Raw genomic sequence first — 24204 nt, 5'->3', positions numbered from 1 at the left:
ATGGGCACCATTCGTTTCCGCGAGGTCGTGAAGACCTACCCCGGCAAGCAACCGGTCATCGCGCTCGACCGCGTCAACCTCGACATCGGCGAGGGCGAGTTCGTCGCCCTGCTCGGCCCCTCGGGCTGCGGCAAATCCACCCTGCTCAACCTTATCGCCGGCTTCGAGGAGATGACCTCCGGCGCGCTGTCCTTCAACGGCGGCACGGTCGACAGCCCCGGCCCGGAACGCGCCGTCGTCTTCCAGGAGGCGGCCCTGCTGCCCTGGCTGACGGTGGAGCAGAACATCGCCTTCGGGCCGAGCGTCCAGAAGCGCCCGCGCGCCGAATACGAGCCGAAGATCCGCGAGCTGCTCCGCCTCGTCGGGCTGGAGCGCTTCGCCAGCGCCCTGCCCTCGCAGCTTTCCGGCGGCATGCGCCAGCGCGTCGGCATCGCCCGCGCCCTGGTCATGGACCCCAAGGCGCTGCTGATGGACGAGCCGTTCGGCGCGCTCGACGCCCAGACTCGCATGAGCATGCAGCAGCTTCTGCTCGACGTCTGGCAGACGCTCGGCACCACGGTTCTGTTCGTCACGCACGACATCGACGAGGCGATCCTGCTCGCCGACCGCATCTGCATCATGTCGGCCCGGCCGGGGCGGATCACCCGCGAGATCACCGTGGACCTGCCGCGGCCCCGCTCGGTGGACCAGCTGACCGACCCGGCCTTCATCCGGCACAAGGCCGCCATCATGGCCGAGATGCGCGAAGCGCAGAAGGAACACGCATGACCAACCCCCGGATCAGCTACCGCCTGTCCGACGCTCGGCCGGCGTTGCCGGACTTCCAGGGGCGGCGGATCATCGCCCATCTGGTCGTCAACGTGGAGAACTGGCGCTTCGACGAGGCGATGCCACGCACCATCATCACCCCGCCCCACGGGCGGGAGACGGTGCCGGACGTGCCGAACTTCAGCTGGGCCGACTACGGCATGCGCAGCGGCCTGCCGCGCATCCTGACGCTGTTCCGCGACCGCGGCGTGCCCGCCTCGACCAGCCTCAACGCCGGCGTCATCGACGCCTACCCGCAGGCCGCCGAGGCCATGCTCGCCGCCGGCTGGGAGTTCATCGGCCACGGCATGCACCAGAAGGCGATCAACCACGCCGGAGACGGCGAGGAGGCGTTGATCGAGGCGGCGCTGGACCGCATCGAGCGCTTCACCGGCACGCGCCCGCGCGGCTGGCTGAGCCCCGGCCTGCGCGAGACGGTGCAGACGCCCGACCTGCTGCGCCGCCAGGGCATCGACCATGTGTTCGACTGGGTGGTGGACGACCTGCCGAGTTGGATGCGCACCGCGCACGGCCCGCTGCTCGCCATGCCCTACAACCTGGAGATCAACGACTCCATCGTCTACGCCATCGAAAAGCACGCGACGGGGGAGATGCTGAGCCGGCTCGGCCACACCCTGCGGCTGTTCGAGCGGGAATGCGTGGAGAACCCGCGCGTCCTGGCCATCGGCCTGCACCCGCACCTGATTGCGGTGCCGCACCGGCTGCACGAGCTGGAAGCCATGCTGGACCTGTTGCAGGCCTCGCCGCACGTCGCCTTCGCCACCGGCCCGCAGATCGCCGACTGGTACGCGGCGGCGGAGCCGGCAGCGGAACAAGCGGGGGGCTGAGCGATGGACTTGAACCTGTCCGGCAAGCGGGTCCTCGTCACCGGGGGCTCCAAGGGAATCGGGCTCGCCTGCGCCGAGGCCTTCGCCGCCGAGGGCGCCCTGCCCGTCCTGGTCGCCCGCGACGCGGCAGCGCTGGAAACGGCGGCGGCGGGCATCCGCGCGCGTCACGGCGTGGCGGTCGAGACGATGGCCGCCGACCTCGCCGACGGGGCGTCCCGTGAACGGCTCGCCGCGGCGCTTCCCGACATCGACGTGCTGGTCAACAACGCCGGGGCGATCCCCGGCGGCAGCGTCCTCGACCTCGGCATGGCCGAATGGGAAGCGGCGTGGCAGCTGAAGGTCTTCGGATACATCCACATGACGAAGCTCTTCGTCGAGGCGATGCGGGAGCGCGGCGGCGGGACCATCGTCAACGTCATCGGCATGATGGGCATGACGCCGCGCTGGGACTATGCCTGCGGCTCGGCGGGCAATGCGGCGCTCATCGCCTTCACCCAGGCGGTGGGCGCCCGCAGCACCGACTGGAACGTCCGCGTCTTCGGGGTGAACCCGTCGGCGACGCGCACCGACCGGGTCGCGGCGGTCTACCGCAAGCGCGCCAAGACGCGCTTCGACGACGAGGAACGCTGGGCCGAAGCCCTGGGCGATCTTCCCTTCGGGCGTCTCGCCGAACCGTCCGAGATCGCCTCCCTCGTCACGCTCCTCAGCTCGCCGCGCGTCGCCTACCTGTCGGGCTCGGTGGTCGACATGGACGGCGGCGGACGGTTCCGCTGAACCCGATCGCGCGACGGCCCTCCCCGGTCAAGCCGGATGGGCTTCGTGCGATCGCACGCGCTCCGTCAGCGCTTCCGCCAGTTGGGCGACGGCCGGCTCCCAATCGCCGGGGCTGGGCTGGTGGAACAGCCGGAGCGTCGGGTACCAGGGGCTGTCCGTCCGCCGGGTGAGCCAACGCCAGCAGCCGGAGTGGCGCGACAGCACCCAGACCGGCAGGCCCAGCCCGCCCGCCAGATGCGCCACCGACGTGTCCACGGTGACGATCAGGTCCAGGCAACGCATCAGCGCCGCCGTGTCCGCGAAATCCGTCACCGCGTCCATCGGGTCGATCAGGTCCATGCCGGGGGGCGGCTCCTTGGCCTGGGCCGCGGGGCTTCCCTTCTGCAGGCTGACGAACAGCGCGTCCCCGGCGGTGGCCAGCGGGGCCAGAGCGGCCAGCGTCAGGCTGCGCCGCCGGTCCACCGCGTTGGCCTTGGGGCTGTGCGGGCGCGGATCGCCGGACCACACGAGGCCGACCTTGAGCCGCCCGTCCGCGGGCAAGCGCGCCCGCCACCGCTCCACCTCCGCCGGATCGGACTTCAGGTAGGGGACCGCCGCGGGAATGCTGCCGATTTCCGTTCCGAAGGCCCGCGGCAGGCTGAGCAGCGGGCAATGGAAGTCCGTCGCCGGCAGCCTGCCGTACAGGTCGTACACGCCCTCCAGTCCGGGAATGCGCTCCATCAGGCGCCGCAGACCACTGTGGACGGCCAGATGGACCCGGCCGCTCCGCTCCGCCACCATCGGGGCGTAGCGCACGAACTGCAGCGTGTCGCCATGGCCCTGTTCGGCGTGCAGCAGGATGCTCCGGCCCTCCAGCGGCTCGCCCATCCACAGCCGGCCCGGCGCTTTGGGAACGGGAATCTCGCCGATCCGCCAGCGCTCCTCGTAATGCTCCCACCCTTCGCGCAACCGGCCGCTGGTCAGCAGGACCAAGGACAGGTTGAAGCCGGCCTGGGCGCTCTCCGGGTTCCGCTCGATGAGCGTGCGGAAGCCGGCCTCCGCCTCCTCCAGGCGCCGCAGGTCCAGGCACAGCACCGACAGTGCGTTCAGGGCGGCGCCATGACCCGGCACCAACGTCAGGGCGCGGCGGCACAGCGCCTCCGCCACCCGGAAATCCGGCATCCCCGCCGCCGAGGAGCGGATGGTTTCGCCCATGTTGGCATAGGCCACGGGATGCGCCGGGGACAGCGCCACCGCACGCCGGTAATGGTCCAGAGCCAGGGCCGTGTCACCCCGCTCCTGCAAGGCGCTGCCAGCGTTGTTCCAGGGGTCGGGATAGCCCGGACGGAGTTGGATGGCCCGGCGGTAATGGCGTCCCGCCTCCTCCTGGCGCCGCAGACCGAGCAGTGCACCGCCGAGGTTGTTGAGCGCCTCCGGAAAATCGGGTGCAAGCGCGAGCGCCCGTTGCAGCATTGGCAGGGCTTTGGCGTGCGCGCCGCTCTTCAGCGTCAGATCGGCCTGCTCGCGCCACGCGTGAGCCGCTTCCGGGTCGAGGCGGAGGACGCGCCCGAGCAGCCGTTCGGCCAGTTCCCGGTCGCCGCGCTGCCCGGCCAATCGCGCGGCGTGGCCCAGCGCCTCCCCGTCGGTGGGGAGAAGCGCCAGCCCCCGGCGTCCAGCCCGCTCGGCCAGGCCGGCTTCACCCCGCTCCAGCGCCGCATGGCCAAGCGTGCGCCAAGCGTCCGGCAACAGGGGCGACAGGTGCACCGCGCGCCGGGCCTGTCGGTCACCATCGCCCGGCCGGCCGGTGGCCACCGACAGCTTGGCGAGGTTGACCCACGGCTCGGCATAGGCGGGGTCGAGCGCTACGGCCTGCTGGAAGCACAGGACGGCGGCCTCCAGACGGTCGGCGGAGCGGCGGCACTCGCCCAACGAGTTGCGGAACGTAGCGCGACCCGGCTCGACGGACACGCCGCGGTCGATCCAGCGCTCCGCCGCGGCCTGGTCCCCACCGACCAGATTCGTCAACCCGAGGAGATGCAGCGCGTCCCCCCTCGCCGGGTCGGCGGTCAACGCCCGGCGGTAGCCGGCGGCGGCTTCCGTCAGGCGTCCGGAGCGGTGGGCGGCGACCGCCGCCTGCAAACCCGCCCCGAGGGGATCACCCCGAAACGCGCCCGCCGGATCGGGCGCCCGGTCCGTCGTCCGCCGGGCGGCCGGTCCGGAACCATCGCCGCCGGAGACCAGCTTGGCCAGCGCGGTGGCCAGCCGCGCGATCGGGGCGTCCCAGGCTCCCGGTTCCTCCTGGTAGAACAGACGCATGGTCGGGTACCAGGGGCTGTCCTCCCGGTGGCCCAGCCAGCGCCAGCAGGCGTCGAATCGCGACAGCACCCAGACCGGTTTGCCCAGACCGCCCGCCAGATGGCAGACCGAGGTGTCGACCGTCACCACGAGGTCCAGTTCATCGATGAAGGCCGCGGTGTCGGCGAAGTCGCGGATGTGGCCGGTCCAGTCGATGACCTCCATCCCCGGAGGCGGCGCCTTGGCCTGGGCGCCCGCCTCCCCGATCTGCAGGCTGTGGAAGGCGATGTTCGGAATGGCGGCCAGGGGCGCGAGGGCGTCCAGCGTCAGGCTGCGCCGACGATCGACGGAGTTGGCCTTGAGATCCCCCTTGCGCGGTTCGCCCGCCCAGACGAGGCCGACCTTCAGCCGCCGCTCCCCGGCCAAACGTTCCCGCCAGGACGGACGGTCGCCCTCGCTGGCGCGCAGATAGGGCATGGCGTCGGGAATGCTGTCCAGCCGGGTCCCGACCAGCCGGGGAAGGCTGAGCAGCGGCGCGCACAGATCGCAGGCCGGCGGCTCCTCGTCCATTCCGAAAACCGCCGTGACCCCGGGGGTGTTGGCGAGCAACCGCTTCAGGAGAGGCTGCACATGCAGGAACACGCGCCCGCCACGCTCCGCCAGCAGGGTGGCGTAGCGGACGAAATGCAGGGTGTCGCCATGCCCCTGCTCGGCGGTCAGCAGGATGCTCCGCCCGTTCAGAGGGCCACCGTCCCAGGCCGGGGCATAACGCGGGTAGCCGGCGCCCCACATCGACCAGCGCGCCTCGTACAGCGCCCAGCCGCGGGCGAAATCGCCGCGCTGCAACAGGGTCATTGACAGGTTGAAACGGGCCACCGTGCTGTCCGGGTCCAGGCGCAGGGCACGCTTGTTCCAGCGGATGCTCTCCTTGCCCTCGTTCCTGGCGTGCAGGAGCAGGGCGACGTTGACCAGGATGCCGGAGTTGCCCGGGTCGAGGATCAGGGCGCGCCGGATGGCGGCGGCGCCGCGCGCGAATTCGCCCTTCATCATCCACGTCAGCGAATCCTGGGCATCCGCTTCGGCCGCCATGGGGTCGATGCGGCGGCCGCGCCCGGTGGTCCGCAAGGCCCCTTCCAGGTCGCCGTCGTGCATCAGGCCGAAGGCCAGATGGTTCACCGCCTGGGCAAGGCCCGGGGCCAGCGCGACGGCTTGGCGCAGCGCGTCCAGGGCGCGGCGGGTTTCCTTGACCTCGCACAGGGCGACGCCGTAGGCGGCCCGGAGGCTGGGGCTGTCCGGGGTGGACAGCACCGCCCGGCGGAGCAGGCGAGCCACCGTGTCCGGCTGGTTCATCGGTTGGAGCATCGTCGCCAGATTGCGCCATCCGGTGGCGAAGGCCGGGTCGAGGATCAGAGCGCGCGCGGCCAGATGCCGTGCCGCGCGCCCGTTTCCCGTGTCCATCATCATCAGCCCGAAGGCGGCCAGCGCCTTGGGATAGGCCGGACGCAGCCGCAGCGCCCGCGTGAAGGCGATGGTCGCCTGCGCCTTCCGCCCGGTCATGCGCAGGGCTTCGGCGAGATTGTGCATGGCCTGGGCGCGGTCCGGCGCGAACAGCATGACGCGGGCGAAGCAACGGGCAGCAAGGCGGTTCCGTCCGTCCCCGAGCGCCATGCCGCCGAGCCGGAGCCACGCCTCCTCGTTGGAACCGTCGATGGACAGCATAGTGCGCAGCAGCGCCTCCGCCGCGTCGGGGTGCCCGGCGCGTTGGAACCGGATCACATCGGCGATGGGGTTGACGGTCGCGCCGGCGGGGAGGGGGGGAGGCATGGGCGGCATGGGATCGCTGGATCAGGGACCGTGGAAATGCGGCAGGGCTGGCGGCGCAAACGCGGCGATCAGGCCGCCGGTGCCGCCGGAGGGAACGGCGTCGCGGCTGCGGACGGCGGCGAAGGTCCGGCGGGGGCGACGGCTCCAAACCAGGGCGGACGGATCGTCGAGGGGAGTTGGCATCATGCGGAGGCTCCGAGCAGAGGACAGGATGCTATCCTGGGATCGGCCCGCTTTCTCCACTGAATTGTGCCGCCAGCTTTAAAAAATCCCATTGAGCGGCGTGGTACGCCGCTCAACGGTTGCGTGATCGGCGACGAAGGCACGAAGACGGGACTCGTCCCCGTGCCTTGCCATGAGTGCATCCGAGAGCCGTCCTTGCGGTCAGCCCCGGGTCCGGCGCGCCCGCCACAGCAGCGCCAGCGTGACCACCAGACCGGTCGCCAGGACCGCGACCGCCGGCGACGGCGCCCACCCGAGCAGCCGGGCGAGGCCGTGGATCTGGGTGGTCACGCCCTGCGCCTGGGCCGCCACGCCCTGCGCCTGCTCGGCGAGATCCTGCACCTGCTGGGTCACCTGCAGCACCGGCGCCAGCACCTCCGCCACCACGCCGAGCGAGCCGCCGATCGCCAGCGTCCCGGCGGCGGCGCGGACGGCGCCGGTTGGGACGGAGGGCGTGGCCGGCTCGACCGTCTGCGCCATCGCACCGTCGTCGAGTGCGCGGCGCCAGTCCGCCCCACGGAACAGCAGTTCCTCGGCGCGCCGACGCCGCACCAGACCGGGCAGCACCCGGCCGCCGCCATAGACCCACGCGCCGAATTCGGCGGCGGCCCCGGCACTGTCGCCGGCGTTCAGCTTGCGCAGCAGGGTGGAAGGCTTTCCGCTGCGCAGGCGGACGAAGCCGTCCTTTCCGGAATCCTTGCCCTTCCTGGCCCGGCCCGGCCCGACGTTGAAAACGAAATCGATCAGAGCGGCCCGCTGTCCGTCGGTCAGGGGAACGGTCACGGCGGCGTCCACGGCCGCGGCCGCCTCGGCCAAGTCGCCGGCGAGCAGACGCTCCGCCTGATCGGTGGTTATGGCGTCGCCCGCGGTCACGGCCTGGGTGTGGCCGTAACCGATGGTCCACACGCCGGCCGGGCAGCGGTACGCGGTTCGGGACAGCCCCTCGAAGTGGCGGGCCAGATCGAGGGCGGCGGGCGGGGGAGCCGCCCGAAGGGTGGCGGTCATGGTCACTCCTGTAATGGTTCGGGGCGGGTATCGTTCCGGCGCGCGCGGAGCCGCGCCCGCAGGCGCGTCCACCACACCGGCGGGCGCTTGGCGACGTCGCCGAGCGCCAGGGCGAGGCGGACCAGCACGAGCATCAGCCCCAGCGCGGCGGTGGCGAGTTGGAGGCCGAGCGTCAGGTCGGCGGCCCAAAGGGGAATGGTGGCCGCCACGGTGCCAGCGGGAAGGTCGAAGGCGGTGCGAGCGGTCATGGCGGATCCTGCGGGCATGAAAAAAGCCGCCTCGAGGGCGGCCGGTCATCAGACGGTTGGGGTGTTGTCGCGGCGGTCAGGTCTTGATGATGTACTTCATGCCGATGGCGCTCACACTGCTGTCCTCGACGGAGAATGGGATTATGGTGCTCGTCCAGGTGGTCTGGGTCGTATAGTCCCCCGTGCTGACGTGGCCATACTGCCGCCAATCGACCCCGTAGCCGTCCTCGGGGCGCTCCCCAGCGCCGATTGCCAAGAGGCCCCGCATGTCCGGCAGCTTGAACGTGGTGGACCCATCGCCGGCCCCCCAGGTCTCGTAGATGGCCTCGAGCAGGTCGGGGTAGTCGTCCCGTGACACCTCCGACCCATCGCACTCCAGCCAGCCTTCCGGGATGAAGAGACCCGCGTACATCATCATGGTGCCCGGAGGGACACCGCCGCCTCCGCCGCCGCCGGACAGCATCGCCTTCAGCTCGTTGACCGCATTGACAAGGCTGGAGGTGTCGGAGGTCTGGAGGTCGTCGAGCTTGCCGATGCCCTGCTGCATGCCAATGAGCAGGGGGGCGAGGCCGGTCATACCCACGGTGTCGGCGCCCGCCACCCGGCAGCCTGCTTCTTCGGGGCTCAGCGCTCCGAAATACGAGCGGAGTTCTTCGTCCGCAGCTGAGTTCCCAGCCACGTAAATCCGCATGTTGCTTGGGTCGACGGAGAAACCCATCCCCTGGTCATCGAGCGCTTGGATACTCTGCGCATGGGAGTGCTTGGATGGATCGACCGTTGCGGCGATGGCAACGTTGGCGGAGCCATCGAAGGTCACCGTCCCCGTGACGCCGCCGCTCAGGGAGATGGTCCGGGCGGTGGCGAGCTTGGTGGCGGTGCCGGCGTTGCCAGAGACGGACGTCTGGGCGGGGTGGACATGGTCCGCACGGGCCGCCTGCCCCGAGGTGCCGACGGCCGCCGCGCCGGGGGCCGAGGGAGTCACGCTGCCCACCGTCGCCTTGCCGTTCCAAGTCGCCTTCTCGGTGTCGGTCACGAACCGGTTGTTGGTATCCTGTGTGACCGTCGCGTTGATGCTGACGGCGCTGGACAAGTCGGTGGTCACGGAGCCGGTGACACCACCGGTCAGGGTGATCGTGCGCGCGGCGGTCAGTTTGCCCGCCGACGCCACCGCCTTGGTGCTGTCGGCGGTGTTGTCCACGCTGCCCAGGCCGACATCGGCTTTGCTCAGGGCGACATCGCCGCTCTTGCCCGCCACGGTCTTCACGGGAGCCGCAGCGGCGGCGCGGGCCGTCGTGAAGTAGAGATTGGCCGCTCCTTCCGGCACCGCGTCGGTGGAGCCGGGCGAGGCCGATATCTCGACGTAGCCCGATCCGGACCAGCGGTACGTCTTGTTGGTCCCGGTGGCGACGTAGATCTTGCCGGTCTCGCCGGAAGCCGGAAAGTTGCCGGTGGCGGAGAATTCCAGCACGTCGTCCACATAGGACGGCAAATAGGACGCCGGCACCTTGCCGTCGCTGCCGAGAGGCGTCACGCCGTTGGCGGCGCCCTTCTCGCTGGCCGCGATCCGCGCCGTGCTGTCCGCCGCGTTGATCGTGATGCCGGCGCTGCCGTCGAAGGGGACGTTGTTGATGGTCACCGCGCTGGCCAGCTTGGTCGCCGTGCCGGCGTTGCCCGATACGCTGGTCTGCATTGGATGGACATGGTCCGACCGGGCCGCCGTGGCCGCCGTGCCCGCGGAGGCCGTGCCCGCGGCCGAGCCCGCCGTCGTGCCGACCGTGGCTTTGCCGTTGATCTGGGCCTGGATCGGCCCGGTTACGCCGTCGAGACAACCCAACTCCGTCACGCTCACCGCCGCCGGCCAGTCGCTGTGCGCGGTCACGCTGTGCGCCGTCGGGGCTCGGGCGTCGGAAAGGCGGCTGTCGCTGCCCAGCACCACTTCGCCCGATGCCGCGTTGCCACTGGCTGGGGCGTTCCTGGCCGCCGCCGTGCCCAGCGCCGACTTGTCCGCCTTGCCGCTCTCCAGCGCTGTGGCGCGGTTGCCCAGCGCCGTGTCGGCTGCGGCGCGGGTGGTCACTTCGGTCTGGAGCGCCCCATCGACCTGGGTCTTGGTGTAGGTGTCCGCTTTGTCGGCCTTGAGCGCCACGGCGCCGGACAGAGCGGTGTCAGCAGCGACGCGGGCCTGGGCCTCCGCCTGGATGGCGTTGGTCGTGTCCACCACCGCCTGGGCCGCCGAAGTTGCCGCCGACAGGGCGTGATCCGCCGCCGCCGCCGCGCTGTCCGCTGCCGTTTCTTTGGAGACGAGAGCCGCCGCCGCGCTCGCCTGCGCCGCTTGGGACGCCGCCACCGCCTCCTCCGGGGCGGCCACCGCCGCTTCGTAGACTTGGAGCAGCTGGCCCACCCGCACCGCCAGATCGGCGTTGGTGGTCGTGGTGAAGTTCTGGATCACCACGTAGGGCTGGTAATCACCCCCCATCCCCGCGAAGGGCGTGGCCAGGGTCAGGTGGGTGTCGTCAGCCACCGACACGATTTCGTAGGGGACGAAGGCGCCGCCGGCCAGGGCGAAGAGATCGCCGGGCTTGAACTTGCCCGCCCATTTCGTGCCGGTGCCCACCACTGCGGCGGACCCGTTCGTGACCGCTACGCGGCCAACTTTGTACCAGCTCATGCTCTCGCCTTCTCGATTTGGGGTTGGGTCGGGAACACCACGTCCTCGGGATGGGCGTAGGTGTGGTTGAGGCCGCGCAGCGACTGCCGATAGGCGACCAGGGCCTGTCGGCAGGATTCGGTCAGGGGTAAGTCGGGCTGCATGTAGCGGTCGGTCTCGGCGAGCCGCCGGACGACCTCGGCGTTGATGCCACTCCAGTCCGTGGGGGCGTCCTTAACGCGCATGGACGATGACCTCCCCCTGCCGCTCGGGAAAGGCGTCGAAGAACAGCCGGTGGGGACCCTCATGGACGGTGGCAAATTCCAGCACGCCGTCATCCACTATGAAGCGCCCTGCGGGGGTGATGACCGGGCAGCCCACAGGCACGCCGGTCACCGCCACGAAGTCCTCGCCGTCGGCCACCAACTCGGTCTTGGAGACCTGAAGGTCCAGAGGCGGCCGTTCCAACAGCTGGCCCGTGGAGACGTCGATGTAGTGAGTCGTCCCGTCCACCTCCTCGGGGTAGAAGGGATCGTGCTGGGTACCCAGCAGCGAGGTTGGCATCGTCCAGACGCCGAGGATGCGACCGGTGACAGCATGGTAGGGGCTGACCCTCGCGACAGAGGGGGCGGCGGCCTCGTCCATCGGCTCGGGGCCTTGGGTCTCATCAGTCATCTGCTTTTCCTCTCGATCAGCGGCGAGCCATCATGGCTGCAACGCCCCGGTTGCTGACGTAGCAGGCGGGGCCGTCGGCGAAGCCCTTAGCGAACATGAGGCGGTATTTAACTTTGATGCCAGAAGGGGGCCGGTCGACGGCAACCGCTGCATAGGCTCCGGAATTGCCGGGCCAAGAATTGCCGACGGCGATGCTCTGCACGACGACGCTGGACCGAGTCACCTCATGGTAGTTGGAGGCGACGCCGTTCATGATGCGGATCACCCAACCCGCCACGTTGTTGTTGGTCGTTTGGGCGCCATCCACCCGGCAGGTGGCAGCAGCCATAATCAACACAGGAGACCCATCGGTGTCGATTTCGCCAGTCTCGCCGTAGTTGTAATCGTAGTTGTTGGGGGTGGTGAAGAGGTTGCCGATCCATATCTCGTCTTGCTGGTAGTACCCGACGGGCACCGTCACCGAGTTGCCCTCGATCTTCAGGGTGGTGACCGCGGCAGTGCCGATGAGGTCACCGTAGATCGTGCCGACGACCATGTGGTCCCCGACGATGGTCCGGGCGTTGATCTTGTTGGCCGTGACCGAGCCGGCCGCGAGGTGGGTCGAGGTCACGGTCTCCGCGACAAGGTTGCCGCCGAAGATTTTGGTCACGCCGCCGGGCTGCCAGGGCTGGGGCTGGACGGCATTGGCGGCGCTCTCTCCGAAGAAGGGGAGCGTGTAGAACCCCCAGCTCTCGGTGGCCCCAGGTTTGGAGTTGTGCTTGCGGATGAACGGGCGAGCTTGGACGGCGGTGGCCGGGGCAACCCCGCGAGCCCAAATCCGCTTGTATCCTGCGAGGGAGCGCCCGCCCAGGGCCTCCCCATCGTTGACGTTCGCCGTGGGGGTAATTCCGTCGGCCCAGTCCCCGACGGGGGTTCCAGCGGTATTGTAGAAGACGATGAAGCAATCGACCTTGCAGTTGTGGGCGCCGGTATAGATGGAGAACTCGTAGGGCTTCCCCGGCTCAATGGGTATCCCTCCCCAGTTGGAAGCCGGGTGACTGTAGAAGCCGGCCCAGTCCCCGCCGGTCTGCCCGTTCGTCTGCTGCACGCTGAGAGTGTTCCCCCCGGCGAGGTACCAGTCCACACTCGGATGGTTAACCGCCCAATTGGTCGGGGCTCCTCCCATGTTGGAGCCCAGGCGGTTCCAGCATTCCCAGCCGGCATCGAAGCTGCTGTTGGCCAGCAGGTTGCCCGTCGAGAACTGGGCGAGCTTATCGACGGTCAGGGTGCCGGCGGCCACACGGTCACCGGTGAGGCTCAGGGCCTTGACCTCTCGGGCCGTGACGGTCTCGGCAGCGATTTTCCCACCGTCAATCTCGGTGGTGTTCCCGTAGAACCACCCGCCCACGGACGTGAGGGTGTTCGATCCCTTAACGATGATCTTGCCAGGGTTGATGGACGTGGAGCCCGCGTTGATCCGGGCCGCCGGGTCCTGGGCGCCGGTGGCGGCGTTGCTGGCGACGGTGGACAGCGTGGACCCGCTGGCGCTACCGATCCTGATGGAGTCGGTTAGCACGCTGCTGGCCTTCAGGTGCTTGGCGTCGATGCCGTTTGGGCCGATGTGGGTGTCACCGATCCAGCCCGTTCCGATGACCACAGAGCGCAGATAGACCGTGCCGTTTTGAACAACGAAGGGGCTGATCTTCGAGCCACCCGGCGCCGTGATTTCGAACTTTTCGGCCAGGACAGTGAAGGTGCTGGAGGGCACGCCGTCCTTGGCGGTCGTGGCAAGGCCGAAACCTGAGACGTACCCATTGACGTCCACCTTGACGGTGTACTGCGCCGACAGACCGTCGATGCTCTGGGCCTGCTGCTGAATGGTTGCGGTGTGCTCGCCCACCGTGGTCTGCACCGTCGTCAGCGTGTTCGCCAGGGCGCTGTCGGCGTTGGCCCGCGCCGTGGCCTCGGACGTGATGGCCGCCACGTTCTGCCCGATGCGCGGATCTTCGGTGGATTCCCACGCCGTCCCCGACCAGCGCTTGGCCACGTTGTTGGCCGAGGTGTCGTACCAGACATCGCCCGCCTGCGGGCTTGCGGGCGCCGCGCTCTGGCGGAACGTGCGCGCCCGCGTGGCTTGCGCCGAAACCGACGTCAGCGTGTTCGACAAGGCGGAATCGGCGTTGGCCCGCGCCGTCGCCTCGCTCTGGATGGCCGCGGCGTTGGTGTTCACATCGGCGACCACGGTGTCGATGCGCTGCCCGAGCGCCGTATCAGCGCTCGCCCGCGTCGTCGCCTCGCTGGCGATAGCCGCAGTGTTCTGCCCAATCCGCGGATCCTCGGCGCTCTCCCAGGCGATGCCCGACCAGCGCTTCGGCGCGCTGTTGTTCGCCATGTCGAACCACACGTCCCCCGGCTGGGGCGCGCCGGGGGCGGAGGCCTGCCGGAACGTGCGCACCCGGTCGGCCTTGCTGATCGCCGTGTTGACCTGCGTCGTCAGCGCCGCGTCTCCATCGGCCCGCGCCGTCGCCTCGCTGGTGATGGCCGCGGCGTTGGCGGCCAGCCGCGCGTCGTCCACCAACTCCCACGCGGTGCCGTTGTAACGCTTGGCCGCGTTGCCGTTGGCCGTGTCGTACCAGACATCGCCGACCTGTGGCGCGGCGGGCGCAGCGCTCTGCCGGAATGTCCGGGACCGTGACGCTTGCGCCGACACGCTGCTGATGCTGCTCGCCAGGGCGGAATCACCGTCCGCACGGGCCGTCTGTTCAGCCGCCACCACGGCGGCGGTCGCCGCGATGCGCGGGTCCTCGGTGGATTCCCAACCCGTCCCGGACCAACGCTTGGGGGAGTTGTTGCTGGCGGTGTCGTACCACAGGTCGCCCACCTGCGGAGTGGCGGGGGCGGTGGCTTGCCGGAAGGTGCGCGCCCGCGTCGCCTGGGCGGACACCGACGTCAGCGTGTTTGCCAGGGCGCCATCGGCGTTGATGCGGGCCGTCTGCTCCGCCAGAATCGCGGCGGCGTTGTGCGCGGTGTCGGCAACCACCGTGTCGATGCGGCTGGACAGCGCCTCGTCCTCCGAAGCGCGGGTCTGCGCCTCGCTCTGCACAGCGGCCAGGGCGCTGCCCGCCTGGGCGGCCACCAGAGTCACACTCTCGGCCAGGGCCTCGTACGCGTCGGCCCGCGCCGTCTGCTCGGCCTGGATGGCGGCGGTGTTGTCCTCCACGACGGCCCCGAGGGTGGTCAGGCTCTGGGTCAGGGCCGCCGTCTCGTCAGTGCGGATGGTGGTCTCCTGCTGAAGGCCCGTCTCCACGCCCGCCAGCCTGTCGCGCACCCCGTCAATCGTGTCGTCCACGCCAGTCATCGCCTGGGCGAGCCGCCGTTGCGCCCCCAGGCGGACCTCGTGTGCCGCCAGCACCGCCTCCAGGGCGGCCTCCCCTGCGAGATCCAAGCTCGCCGGGTCCACATCGGACAGCCGTTCAATGCGCTCGCCCAACTCCGCGGCGAGGTCGCCCGGCTCGATCAGCAGCGCGGTCACTGGGCCGAGGGAGAGCCACTCCGCCTCGTTGCCGCTGGTGTCCACCGAGGCCGCCCACACCCAGCGGGTGGTCCCCGCCGGCAGGCCGGTCAGCGTCACCCGGCGCAGCCCCGCTCCGACCAGCACGGCGGCCGTCTCGTCGTCGGAGGGCGCCGCGTAGAAGCGGACCTCCAGGGTGTCGGCGTCAGTGGGCGGCGTGAACATGAACACCGCGCCGCCATAGACCTCGGTCACCACCATGTCCGTGGGAGGCCCCGGCGGCACGTCGTCGCCGGTCGCCGCGATGGTCTGCTCGGGCGTCCAGCCGGACACCCCGCCGACGGCACGGGCACGCAGCCGTACCCCGTAGGTGTAGCCCCCGACCACGTTGACGACGCAACGCCCGCCGCCCGCCGGGATGAGGGCGGGATTCGACGCTGCGCCCGGCCAGCCAGTGGTCAGGCCGTCGCGGATCTCCAGCTCGTAGTCCAGATCGGGGACCTCGTCCCAGGTCACCACCAGGCGGATCAGCACCGCCCCGTCCGGTCGCCCGCCGGCGGAAGCCGCGTCGAGCAGCGTGCCCAGGGTCAGGCCGGTCGGCACCGGCACGGTCAGCGCCCCGGCGCCGTACGTCCCGTCCGGCTGCACCACCACGGGCCGTCCGGCCTGTCCGGCGTCGGGGGGCAGCAGGGCGTAGCGCCCGAGCTGCGTGGCGTAGACCCGCTGCTGCCCCGCCGGCCAGACGACGCGGGCGCCGCCGTTGGACGAGCCGTAGACCGCCAGATAGCGCAGACGGTCCGGCGCCACCAGCCGCACCCGGACCAGCTCCGAGGTGAGGCCATCCTCCCGGCACACCGTGGTCTCGTCGCCGACGGCCATCCGGCTGGTGAAGGACCAGAAGGACGGTTCCGGCCCCTGAAGAATGATGTCGCCCTGGTCACCGGTCGAGGTGGTGACTTCCGAGGCGCGGTCAGGATAGACGAAGGCCATCAGAACCGCCGTTCTTTGATCTGGAAGGTTTTGGTGAAGATGCCGAGGCGGCTTTCGTTGACGCCGCCGGTGTCCACCGGCTTTCCCCACACCGTGTAGTGCGCAAGGTTCGGGGCGTTGGGCCGCGCCACCATCAGGATGTCGCCGGTCTTGCCGGCCAGCCGCTCGATCTCGAGCGCGACCTCGTCGCGCTCCCGGCGGGTCATCTCGCCGAATTCCGCGCTCAGAACGCGGCGCCGTGGCCCGGCGCGGGAGTACATCTGGCCGCCGGCGCCGTCGCGCTCCTCCGACAGGTCTTCCCAGCGCACGCCCCAGTTCGCCTTGAAATTGAAGGCGAAGCGATGCAGCGGCGCCAGGACCAGCCGGCCGGCGCGCGAAACCTCCCGGTCCGGATCGGTGACGGCCACCTCCCACACCCGCGCGGTGACCGTCGCCGGCAGCAGATGGATGGCGTAGTTGTGCGCGTCGTCGATATGCCCCGGCCCGGCGTAGGTGTAGAGCGGGGCCGCCGACAGATCGGCCACCGTCGCGGCCGCGCGCACCCGCAGGGTGGCGCTCGGCGCCGCGTTGACCAGAGGCAGCACCACCGCGTCCACCGGCTTGCCGGCGTGCAGATCGGCACGAATCGCCAGTTCGGGACCGGTCTGCTCGTGATAGCGGGCCACGTGCTTGATTTGCAGCCGCTCCACACCCAGCGTGTCCGGTCCGGGGTGGAGGGCGGTCAGGGTGGCGGTGTCGGCGTGGTTGATCCAGCCGACCCGTGCCGTCAGGTTGTCCATGTCACACCTCAATAACCAGTTCGGTCCATTCGCCCTCGGCGACTTCCGCCACCACGCCGATCTGGCCGCCCTCCAGGCCATGGCCGTCCCACTGGATCGCCACCTCGTCCCCGATGTCGAAGAAGAAGGGAGGCGTGTCGGGCACGACCCGGTACTGGGCCCGGTTGCCGAGCCAGTGGGCCAGGGACGCCTGCAGAACGGTTTCGCAGCCGATCTTGTCGGCGAGGCAGGTCTCCACGACGGCCGGATCCTGCGCGCCCAGATGGAGGCGGTCGCGAGTGACCTCGTCCTTCGCTTCCGCGATCTCCTGCCCACGCGCCAGCCAGCGGCGCCGCTCCGGCCCGCCGACGGGGTCGGCCGCGCCGGGGGTGTCGTCGCCCTTGAGCTGGCTGGCCGTCTGAGGCGTCCAGTTGCGGTCGTACCCGCCGCGCAACCGCCACGGCGGTGGATAGACCTCCGTGGGAAGCTCGGCCGGCTGCAGGCTGATCAGCGTCCCTTCGGCCTTGGAGAGCAGGCAGCGCGGGGCTCCCGTCGCCACCTTCCAGACACCGACCTGGAGCTGGCCGCGCCACGAGAACGCCCCCCAGCCGCAAGGCGCCAGAAGGCGTTGGATCAGCGACAGGACGGTCGGCTCCTCGCCGTGTGACACGTAGAGCTGCACCTCGCCGGGCATGTCAGCGGCGAAGCGCTCGAAATGGCGGACGGATTTCCGTGTCGCCGGCAACCCGCCGCGCCGGAAGGCCAGATCGTCGATTACCAGGGCGGTGGTGTTGAGATACACCCCGTCCACCACCAGACCGTCGAAATCGCAGGTCACGTCGCCCGCCGGCTCCGCCGCCAGCGTGAAGGTCGAGGCCGCCAGATCGATAGCCGCAAGGTCCGCCGGCAGTTGCGGGATGCCGGCGACATAGACCGCCCGCAGGGCGCGCGACGGGCCATCGTTGAACTGATAGGCCGGAGCCGTCGTGGCGATCCGGGTCGGCGTCACGTTGTTGCACGGGCCATAGCCGAAGGGCCGGCGGCGGTTGGCGATTTCCGGCGGGGCGTCGTCCGGGTAGGTGGCGGTCTGGGCCGGCTTGTCGAGCAGATAATCCCAATCCCGCAGCCGGATGCGCACCGTGTCGTCGTCGCCGGGCACGATGTCCCGGGCCGTGCATTCGAAGACAACCTCGGTCGTTCCGTCGGGCCGCGGCTGCAGCACCTCGACCGGGCGCCCGTCGACGGCGACGCGCCGCAGCAGGTCGCTGCGCTCGCCCTCCAGATTGTCCAGTTCGAGGTCGCCGAGGCTGGCGGTGGCCCAGCCGCCGACCGTACCGCCGGTCAGGATCGTGCGGCTGAAGGAGGGAGTCCGAAGCCCATCCTCGAACTCCCTGTGGTCGCGGTCGACGTAATTTATGGTCCCATAACGCAGCATGACGTCTCCGATGGCGAGGGACAGGCGGTCGCGGCGGGCGCCGAAGGGAGCCGCGCCGAAGGGAGAGGCGCCGAGCATGACGTACCCCTGGACGGTGGCGAGGGTGGTGCGGACGGAGGCCCGCAACGGCGGCGGAACGGCGGCCGGCACCGGGGGGCGCCAGACCGGCCGGCGGGTGAAGGCGCGGACCATGGCCAGGGACCGCCCCGCTTCGACGCGGGGCGGAGGACGGACGACGCCGCTCAGATCGAGCGGCGCCGGTTCCGTCACGGTCAAGGGCTGCTCCTCGATCCGGACGAGGAAGACGCGCATCAGGCCGCGCGCCCCGGCAGCGTGCCGGCGTCGCCGGCCCGCTTGAACTGGCCGCGCAGCGCGGCCAGCGCCTTCTCCTGGCGCAAGCCGCTGTCCTTCAGCCCTTCGAGGACCGTGGTCAGGTCGGCGCCGTTGAAGACGACCGCGCGGAGCAATTGCCGCAGAGTCTCCACCACCGCGGTGTCGGGGGCGGGCATCGTGGTCGTGGAGCCGCCGCCGCGCCGCAGGAAATCGACGCTGGCCCGGCTGGTCATCACCATCGAGCCGGTCGGCAACCGGATCAGCTCCGGCCCGGCGTCGTTGACCATGGTGAGGCCGGTGGCCGGCCCGCCGGCGCCATGGGGAAGCCGGTTGATCGCGTCGACGATGGAGCTGTCGTAGGATTTGACGGCCGGAAGGTTGGCGACCTCCCCCATGATCTTCTGCCAGAAGGCCGTGGCGCCCTGGCTGCCGAAATAATCGGTGTAGGCGGTCAGCAGGCGGTCGGCGGTGCTGGCCATCCGTCCCAGAGCGTCGTTGTCGTTGGCGGCCGCTTTCGCGAGATCCGCCTGGTACGCGCCCAGCGCGTTGGTGTAGGCGGTGGACGCCGAGACCCCGGCGGAGCTGGTGCCCAGCTTGTTGGTCAGCCAGTCGGTGAGCGATTCTCCGGACTGCCGCGCCTTTTCATAAGCCTGGGCCTGCTTCTCGAGAGTCTGCACCTCCTGCAGGCGGGCGCGGACGACCGGATCGGTGACCGCCGACAGCTCCCGCGCCTGCTCCAGCTCGGTCTGGTAACGGTCGAACTCCGCCTGCGACAGCTGGCCCAACGCCACCTGGGCGGCCCGGTAGCGCTGATCCAAACCGGTCATGGCATCCTGACGGGCGATGTCGCGCGCCGCGGCAGCCAGCCCGGACATCACCGGGTCGAGCTCAGCGAAATACTCGACCGCCTTTCCCAGCTGGTTGACGTCGAGGCCGTCAAAGATCGCCTTAGCCTGGGCCGCGTACATGTCGTTCGGGTTGCGGCCCGACATCAGGCTGTTGGCCCAATTGTTGTTCCACCAGGTCCGCACGTCGGTCAGCTGGTTCAGGTAGTCGGCTCCGCGGGCGCTGTTCAGCCCGGCGTCGAACGTCTTCCGGTAATCGCCGTAGATCTTCTCCTTCGCGGCGGCTGCGACATCGTTGATCAGGCCGACCAGGGCGGGATTCACTTTCCCCACCTGATCGCGGAAGGCGGCCATCTGCCCGTCTAGTTCCGCCACCGCCACCTGCACCGTCTGCCATTGCACCGGGTCCCGGATGTTGTCCAGGATCGCGGTCAGCTGGCCGGTCGCCATGGACGCGTAATCCGCTTCCAGGCCGAACTCCTGCGCCAGCCTGAACTGGTCGACCATCGGCTGAAGGCTCTCGGCGGTCGCCGCGAAGGCCGATTTCTGGACCGCGTGCAGCGAATTGTCCAAATTGGAGAGTGCCGAGTTCGCCTGCTCGATGGACTTGGCCAGCGACAGCCCCTGGACGATCTTGTTCAGATCGCCGCTGTTCTGCGCGGCATCGGACGCCAGGGCCTTGCCGACCAGCCCATCGGCGGTCAGCGTGCCCATCACCTCGCGGATGAACGCTTCGGGTGTCTGGGCCCTTTTGCCGTTGTTCACGACCTTGGGGCCACCGTCCACGAAGAAAAATTGCTGCCCTTCGCGGACCTGCACGCCGAGCTGGGTCATGGCGTTGACCGCGGTGGCCACGGCATCGGTCACCGCCACCACACGGTCGGTGCTCCCGCCGTTGTCCGCGTCGGCGCCGATCCGGACCAGCTTGCCGTTCTCGACCCGCAAGGTCGCGGCGGCGTTCGGGCCGACGGAGGCTTTTTGGGTGCCCACCATCCCCATGACCGCCCCTGCCACCGCCGCGATGGCAAGGCCCCAGGGACCGGTCATCGCACCGATGGACATAAGCGAGCCAATCCCATAGGAGGCTGCTGCGCCCGCCACCGCCCCCGTAGCGCCGCCGACAGCCTTGCTGTTGCTTTGGCTCCCGGCCCAACCGCCGACGAGGCCGCCCGCTGCCGCACCAGCGCCGGCCGCCCCTAGATAGCTGGTCAGGCCTGTGCCTGCTACCAATGGCGATGATGGTACTGTAGAACTGGTTGCTCCACCCCCAACCAGCATGCCGTTAGAACCGGTAGTCAGCTGCCCAATACCCAGATTGGAGAGGGCCCAGCCATCAATTGCCCCAGCAATGCTACCACTGGTGCCTCCCAGTCCCAATTTATCTCCTGCCCATGACAGCGCTTTCCCCCCAGCCCAATTGGTTGCCATGGAGGAAGCCTGCCCAGTCACGTTATTGTCGTTCTTGGCCGCATCGTCTTTCGATGTTCTGAAGGCATCCCACAGCGTGGGACCACTGGTTCCGAAGATCACGTTTTTCAACGGTTGGATAGCCGCCATCTTGATCAGATCGGTGGCGAGTTCACCGATGATGGCCTTCGTGGATTTGCCCCAATCCACTGCCGCATTCTTGCCGGTGACGAACACTTTCACCAGGGCTTCGCCCAAGCTGTCGAATGTCTTCTGCAGAATATCGGTTAGCGCCTTCCGCGCTTCCTTAATTGTTTCCTCGGCTTTCTTCGGGTCGGCCGACGAATCATTGGCGGCTGCCGGTTTGGCGGCGGCGGCAACCGGGACGTCGCGTTTTTCGCCGGCGGAACTGGTTTGCACCGGCGCCGATTGCCGCGCCGCAGCGGTGTGAAGAGAACCCGTGGAGCCCTGCGCCTTGGTCAGGTCCCCGATCCGGCCGGACAGCGCCTCGAAGGCCGGACCGTTGAGATTCGCGGCGGCCTGTGCGGCGCTCTCATGAATCTTTGCCATCGCACCGGCCCAGGACCCGGCGGAGGCCGTCGCGGTGGCGGTGCTGGCCGCCTGGGCGCCGGCGGCGGCTTCCGCCGCCCGCATGCCGGCCACCCACCGCTCGTGCGCGGCGGTGGCCTTCCGGACGGCGGCGTCCTGCTGGGACAGGATGGCCGCGCGAAGCCGTTCCTTGTCGACCAGCGCGTGTTCGCTGGCTTCCAGATTGGTGAGTTCATCCGCGAAGCGGCTGGTGATCGCCGTCACCTTGGTCGTGAGCCGTTCGACATCCCCGTACTGGCGGGCAAGCTGCTCACCGGATTTGGTCGCGCGGACGGTGGTGGATATCCAGTCGTCGTAGCCGACGACCAGCTGTTCTGCTGCCATGGCTGCCTCAGCGGCGAGAGGTGATGATCAGGGCGGACGAATCCGCCGGTGGGGCGGCGTGGCGGGCAGGACGGAGGGAGCGTTGCTCACGCTCCCTCCCCGGCCTCGCCGCCGGTCTGGGCGGCGCTCTGCCTGGACGTCTCGGCCCACCAGGCGAGGTACAGCTCGTCCATGTGATGGAGCAGCGTCCGCAGGAGGTCGGCGTCGACGGCGTTGCGGTCGGCGTAGGCCGTCACCACCGACCAGGGAATCCGGCAGGGCATGGCCGGACCGAGTCCGCCCGGCCGCCAATGCCGGTCGTCGGCAAGGTCGTGCCACGCGCGCCAGACCCATCGGCACCAGGGCTCGACCTCCACCGCCTCCCCGAGCCCGGCCCGGCGCGCCGCGACGATCGCCACGGCGTCCGGATCCTCATCCATCAGCTCGTCCAGCAGGTCGTCGGTCTCGGCCCGCCGGTCGAGCCAGTCCCGCAGCGCCGCGGTCAGTTTCCCCGGGCGGCCTCCAACTCCTCGGCCTTGCCATCCTGCGCCGTGGTGGCCGCACCGAAGGCGAGGTCGAGCAGCCTGGCGCCGCGCGGCTCCAGGATCAGGTCGCAGAATTCGGCGAAGGGCAGCTCGCGGCCGCCGATGACGCAACCCTCCACGTCGACCAGGCTGTGGTCGATCAGGCAGCGGGCGTTGATCCGGCGCTTGTGCGATACCGGCAACCGGTTGGTGTCGCCGTTGAAGCCCTTGGCCGCCTGGCGCTGCTGTCGGGCCTGGGCGTCGTAGTAGGCGTCCGGCAGGCCCTTCGTCCTGATGCGCAGGCTGCGGTCGGGGTCCGGGGTGATCCACACGCCGTCGCGCGCGACGCGCTCATCCACCAGCAGGTCGCCGAGGTCGTCGGTCTGCGGGGCGGCGGCCGGCAGGCCGTGCGAAACATGTTCGAAGGTCATGAGCGTCTCTCGTGCTTGGTCGTTGGTCGGGATGCGCGGAAGCGGGCGGGCGCCGACCAAACGCCCGCCCCGGTTCGCGCGAACCGTCTGCCGCCCGGTGGGGCAGCCTCGTTCCCGTTGGTCGCCGGGATGCCGGTTACTGGAAGAATTCGATCCGGTTCAGGATCAGCTGCGCGTTGGTCAGCGGATCGCGCGAGGCGGTCAGCTGCGCCGGCAGCGTGACGTCCTGGCTCTTGCCGCCGACGCCCGGATCGCCCTCACGGGCGGTGAGGCGCGGCGACTCCCAGATCATCGCCCGGCCGCATTTCTGCAGGCGGCAGTTGACGCCGATCTTCTCGCCGGACTCGATCCGTGACAGCAGGGCACGGGACCCGAAATAGGTGTCCAGCTCCACCTTCACGTCGCAGGCGCCGTCGCGGATCGCCACCGCCGCCGGGGCGGTTCCGTCGCCGTCGGACAGCGCGTCGCGGGTGCTCAGGTTGTTGGTGATCGTGAACTTGATGGCGCGGGCCCAGTCGGGATTGCCCAGCGCCGCTCCGCCGACGCCGATCCGGCCGCAGTTCGCGGAGAAGGCCATCGCCGGATAGTCGACCATGTCCGGAGCGTCGGCCGGCGCAACGTCGAGCGCGACGCCGGACGAGCCGCCCTTCATGCCCATGAAGGCCACCGTCCCGGTCGCCGGCTTCTTCGCTTCGCCGCCGAATTCCAGGCTGTTCACCCGCATGCCGGTCTGGGCGATGAAGCTCGGCGGGTTCTGCTCCAGGAAGCCGCGCTCCAGCGTCACCGAACGCACCAGCGACCCGTTCTTGATGACGTCCCCGTGCCAGACGCGGATCGTCTTGTCGGCGCCGGCATCGACCGCCCAGCCGGCCGGCCGGTTGTCCAGGGCCAGCTCATGCGGCGCGATGCCGACGATGCGGACCCAGGCGTTGCACACCGCCGTGCCGTAACGGTAGGCGTCGGTCGTCCCGCCGATCTTGATCCACTGGCCGACCGACAGGCCCAGCGTGGTGAAGTCGAGAGCGGTGGACCCGAGCCCGGTCAGCGTCGTGGCGAGATCTCCGGAGGCTCCTTCGAACCCCACCACCTTCAGCCGCGCGGCGGCTCCCGGAGCGGCCTCGTCCAGCAGGCCGCCACCCGCGAAGGCCGGAGCGGTGGCGGAGCCGGCGGTTACCTTGCGCACCCCGTTGTTGGCGGCCTCGAAGCCGGTGAAGCGCACCAGATGGCCCGCCGCGAAGGCCGGGCCGTCGGTCATGGCGACGACCTGCGCATCGGCGCTCACCGAGGTCACCGCCGACGCCGGCAGGCCGTCGTTGTCACGGAACGGCGTGTTCACCCAATCGGCGCAGAAGGCGCTGACGATCTCGGAGTCGAGGAGGCTGCCCGGCACCGGATAATGCCATTCGATGCCGATCTGACCGCCGTTGCTCTGGCCGACGCTCAGCGGATCGGCGTTCATGCGGTCGTCGCGCAGTTCCCCGGATTCCTCATAATCGGTCTTGTAGGTCAGGCCGATCGAGGTCACCCGCTGCTGGCGCAGGCGCGGGGTGACGGGGGTGGTGCCGGGCACCGCTTCGAGGACACCGGCGAGGCGCACCCGGTTCGAACTGGTCATGTTGAACGGCTCCTTTCGGCCATGAAAAAAGCCGCCCGAAGGCGGCTTGGCGGCGGATGGGACCGGTCGTGGAACGGTCCCTCCGTTGGGATCGTGCCGTTCCGGTTCGCCCGATGGGGCAAAGGGAACGCCCAGGTCCTTGG

At 69.8% G+C, this 24204-nt stretch carries 17 protein-coding genes; 3 read left to right on the top strand and 14 right to left on the bottom strand.

Going from position 1 to position 24204, the window contains the following annotated elements; genetic code table 11:
• From Sp245p_RS23430 to Sp245p_RS23420, 3 genes are read left to right on the top strand one after another with little or no spacing between them, the layout of a single operon-like run.
• Positions 1–768: an ABC transporter ATP-binding protein gene (locus Sp245p_RS23430; RefSeq protein ID WP_014199147.1), complete on the top strand. Its 768-nt coding sequence runs from the start codon at positions 1–3 to the stop codon at positions 766–768.
• Positions 765–1655, top strand: a complete 891-nt coding sequence (locus tag Sp245p_RS23425) for a polysaccharide deacetylase family protein (protein ID WP_014199148.1) — start codon at positions 765–767, stop codon at positions 1653–1655. Before Sp245p_RS23430 ends, Sp245p_RS23425 begins: the two co-directional genes overlap by 4 nt.
• A gap of 3 nt (positions 1656–1658) precedes the next feature.
• Positions 1659–2429: a short-chain dehydrogenase/reductase gene (locus Sp245p_RS23420; protein ID WP_014199149.1), complete on the top strand. Its 771-nt coding sequence runs from the start codon at positions 1659–1661 to the stop codon at positions 2427–2429.
• Between the two features lie 27 nt (positions 2430–2456).
• Here Sp245p_RS23420 and Sp245p_RS23415 read toward each other — a convergent pair whose 3' ends face one another.
• From Sp245p_RS23415 to Sp245p_RS23350, 14 genes are all read right to left on the bottom strand, one after another.
• A complete protein-coding gene (locus Sp245p_RS23415; RefSeq protein ID WP_165359994.1) occupies positions 2457–6527 on the bottom strand; it encodes a tetratricopeptide repeat protein in 4071 nt (1356 codons plus the stop codon).
• Between the two features lie 21 nt (positions 6528–6548).
• Positions 6549–6713, bottom strand: a complete 165-nt coding sequence (locus Sp245p_RS35085) for a hypothetical protein (RefSeq protein ID WP_014199152.1) — start codon at positions 6711–6713, stop codon at positions 6549–6551.
• Between the two features lie 198 nt (positions 6714–6911).
• Positions 6912–7754: a lysozyme gene (locus tag Sp245p_RS36460; RefSeq protein WP_063958440.1), complete on the bottom strand. Its 843-nt coding sequence runs from the start codon at positions 7752–7754 to the stop codon at positions 6912–6914.
• A gap of 2 nt (positions 7755–7756) precedes the next feature.
• Entirely contained in the window at positions 7757–8002 is a 246-nt protein-coding gene (locus Sp245p_RS23405; protein ID WP_014199154.1) for a hypothetical protein, read from the bottom strand.
• Between the two features lie 76 nt (positions 8003–8078).
• Positions 8079–10667 carry a tail fiber protein gene (locus Sp245p_RS36310; RefSeq protein WP_014199155.1) on the bottom strand — a complete coding sequence of 863 codons (2589 nt, stop codon included), beginning with the start codon at positions 10665–10667 and terminating at the stop codon, positions 8079–8081.
• On the bottom strand, positions 10664–10891 hold the full coding sequence (locus Sp245p_RS23390; RefSeq protein WP_014199156.1) for a tail fiber assembly protein: 228 nt from the start codon (positions 10889–10891) through the stop codon (positions 10664–10666). Before Sp245p_RS23390 ends, Sp245p_RS36310 begins: the two co-directional genes overlap by 4 nt.
• Entirely contained in the window at positions 10881–11321 is a 441-nt protein-coding gene (locus Sp245p_RS23385) for a hypothetical protein (protein WP_014199157.1), read from the bottom strand. The genes Sp245p_RS23390 and Sp245p_RS23385 overlap by 11 nt, the downstream gene beginning before the upstream one ends.
• A 16-nt stretch (positions 11322–11337) precedes the next feature.
• On the bottom strand, positions 11338–15801 hold the full coding sequence (locus tag Sp245p_RS23380; RefSeq protein ID WP_109138936.1) for a phage tail tip fiber protein: 4464 nt from the start codon (positions 15799–15801) through the stop codon (positions 11338–11340).
• Positions 15801–16580 (bottom strand): hypothetical protein, encoded by a 780-nt coding sequence (locus Sp245p_RS23375; protein WP_014199161.1) that lies wholly within the window; start codon positions 16578–16580, stop codon positions 15801–15803. The genes Sp245p_RS23380 and Sp245p_RS23375 overlap by 1 nt, the downstream gene beginning before the upstream one ends.
• A 1-nt stretch (position 16581) precedes the next feature.
• On the bottom strand, positions 16582–18306 hold the full coding sequence (locus tag Sp245p_RS23370) for a hypothetical protein (RefSeq protein WP_109138935.1): 1725 nt from the start codon (positions 18304–18306) through the stop codon (positions 16582–16584).
• Positions 18306–21512, bottom strand: coding sequence for a hypothetical protein (locus tag Sp245p_RS23365; protein ID WP_014199163.1), 3207 nt, complete (start codon positions 21510–21512; stop codon positions 18306–18308). Before Sp245p_RS23365 ends, Sp245p_RS23370 begins: the two co-directional genes overlap by 1 nt.
• A gap of 86 nt (positions 21513–21598) precedes the next feature.
• Positions 21599–21931: a phage tail assembly chaperone gene (locus Sp245p_RS23360; protein ID WP_014199164.1), complete on the bottom strand. Its 333-nt coding sequence runs from the start codon at positions 21929–21931 to the stop codon at positions 21599–21601.
• 62 nt (positions 21932–21993) lie between these two features.
• The gene (locus tag Sp245p_RS23355; RefSeq protein WP_014199165.1) at positions 21994–22446 is read right to left on the bottom strand and encodes a hypothetical protein; all 453 of its coding nucleotides are present in this window, start codon (positions 22444–22446) and stop codon (positions 21994–21996) included.
• A 136-nt stretch (positions 22447–22582) separates the two neighbouring features.
• The gene (locus Sp245p_RS23350) at positions 22583–24061 is read right to left on the bottom strand and encodes a phage tail tube protein (RefSeq protein WP_014199166.1); all 1479 of its coding nucleotides are present in this window, start codon (positions 24059–24061) and stop codon (positions 22583–22585) included.
• Positions 24062–24204 lie beyond the last annotated feature (143 nt).

This window comes from Azospirillum baldaniorum (assembly GCF_003119195.2).
GTDB classification, from domain to species: domain Bacteria; phylum Pseudomonadota; class Alphaproteobacteria; order Azospirillales; family Azospirillaceae; genus Azospirillum; species Azospirillum baldaniorum.
This window is presented reverse-complemented; position numbering and strand designations above follow the sequence as displayed.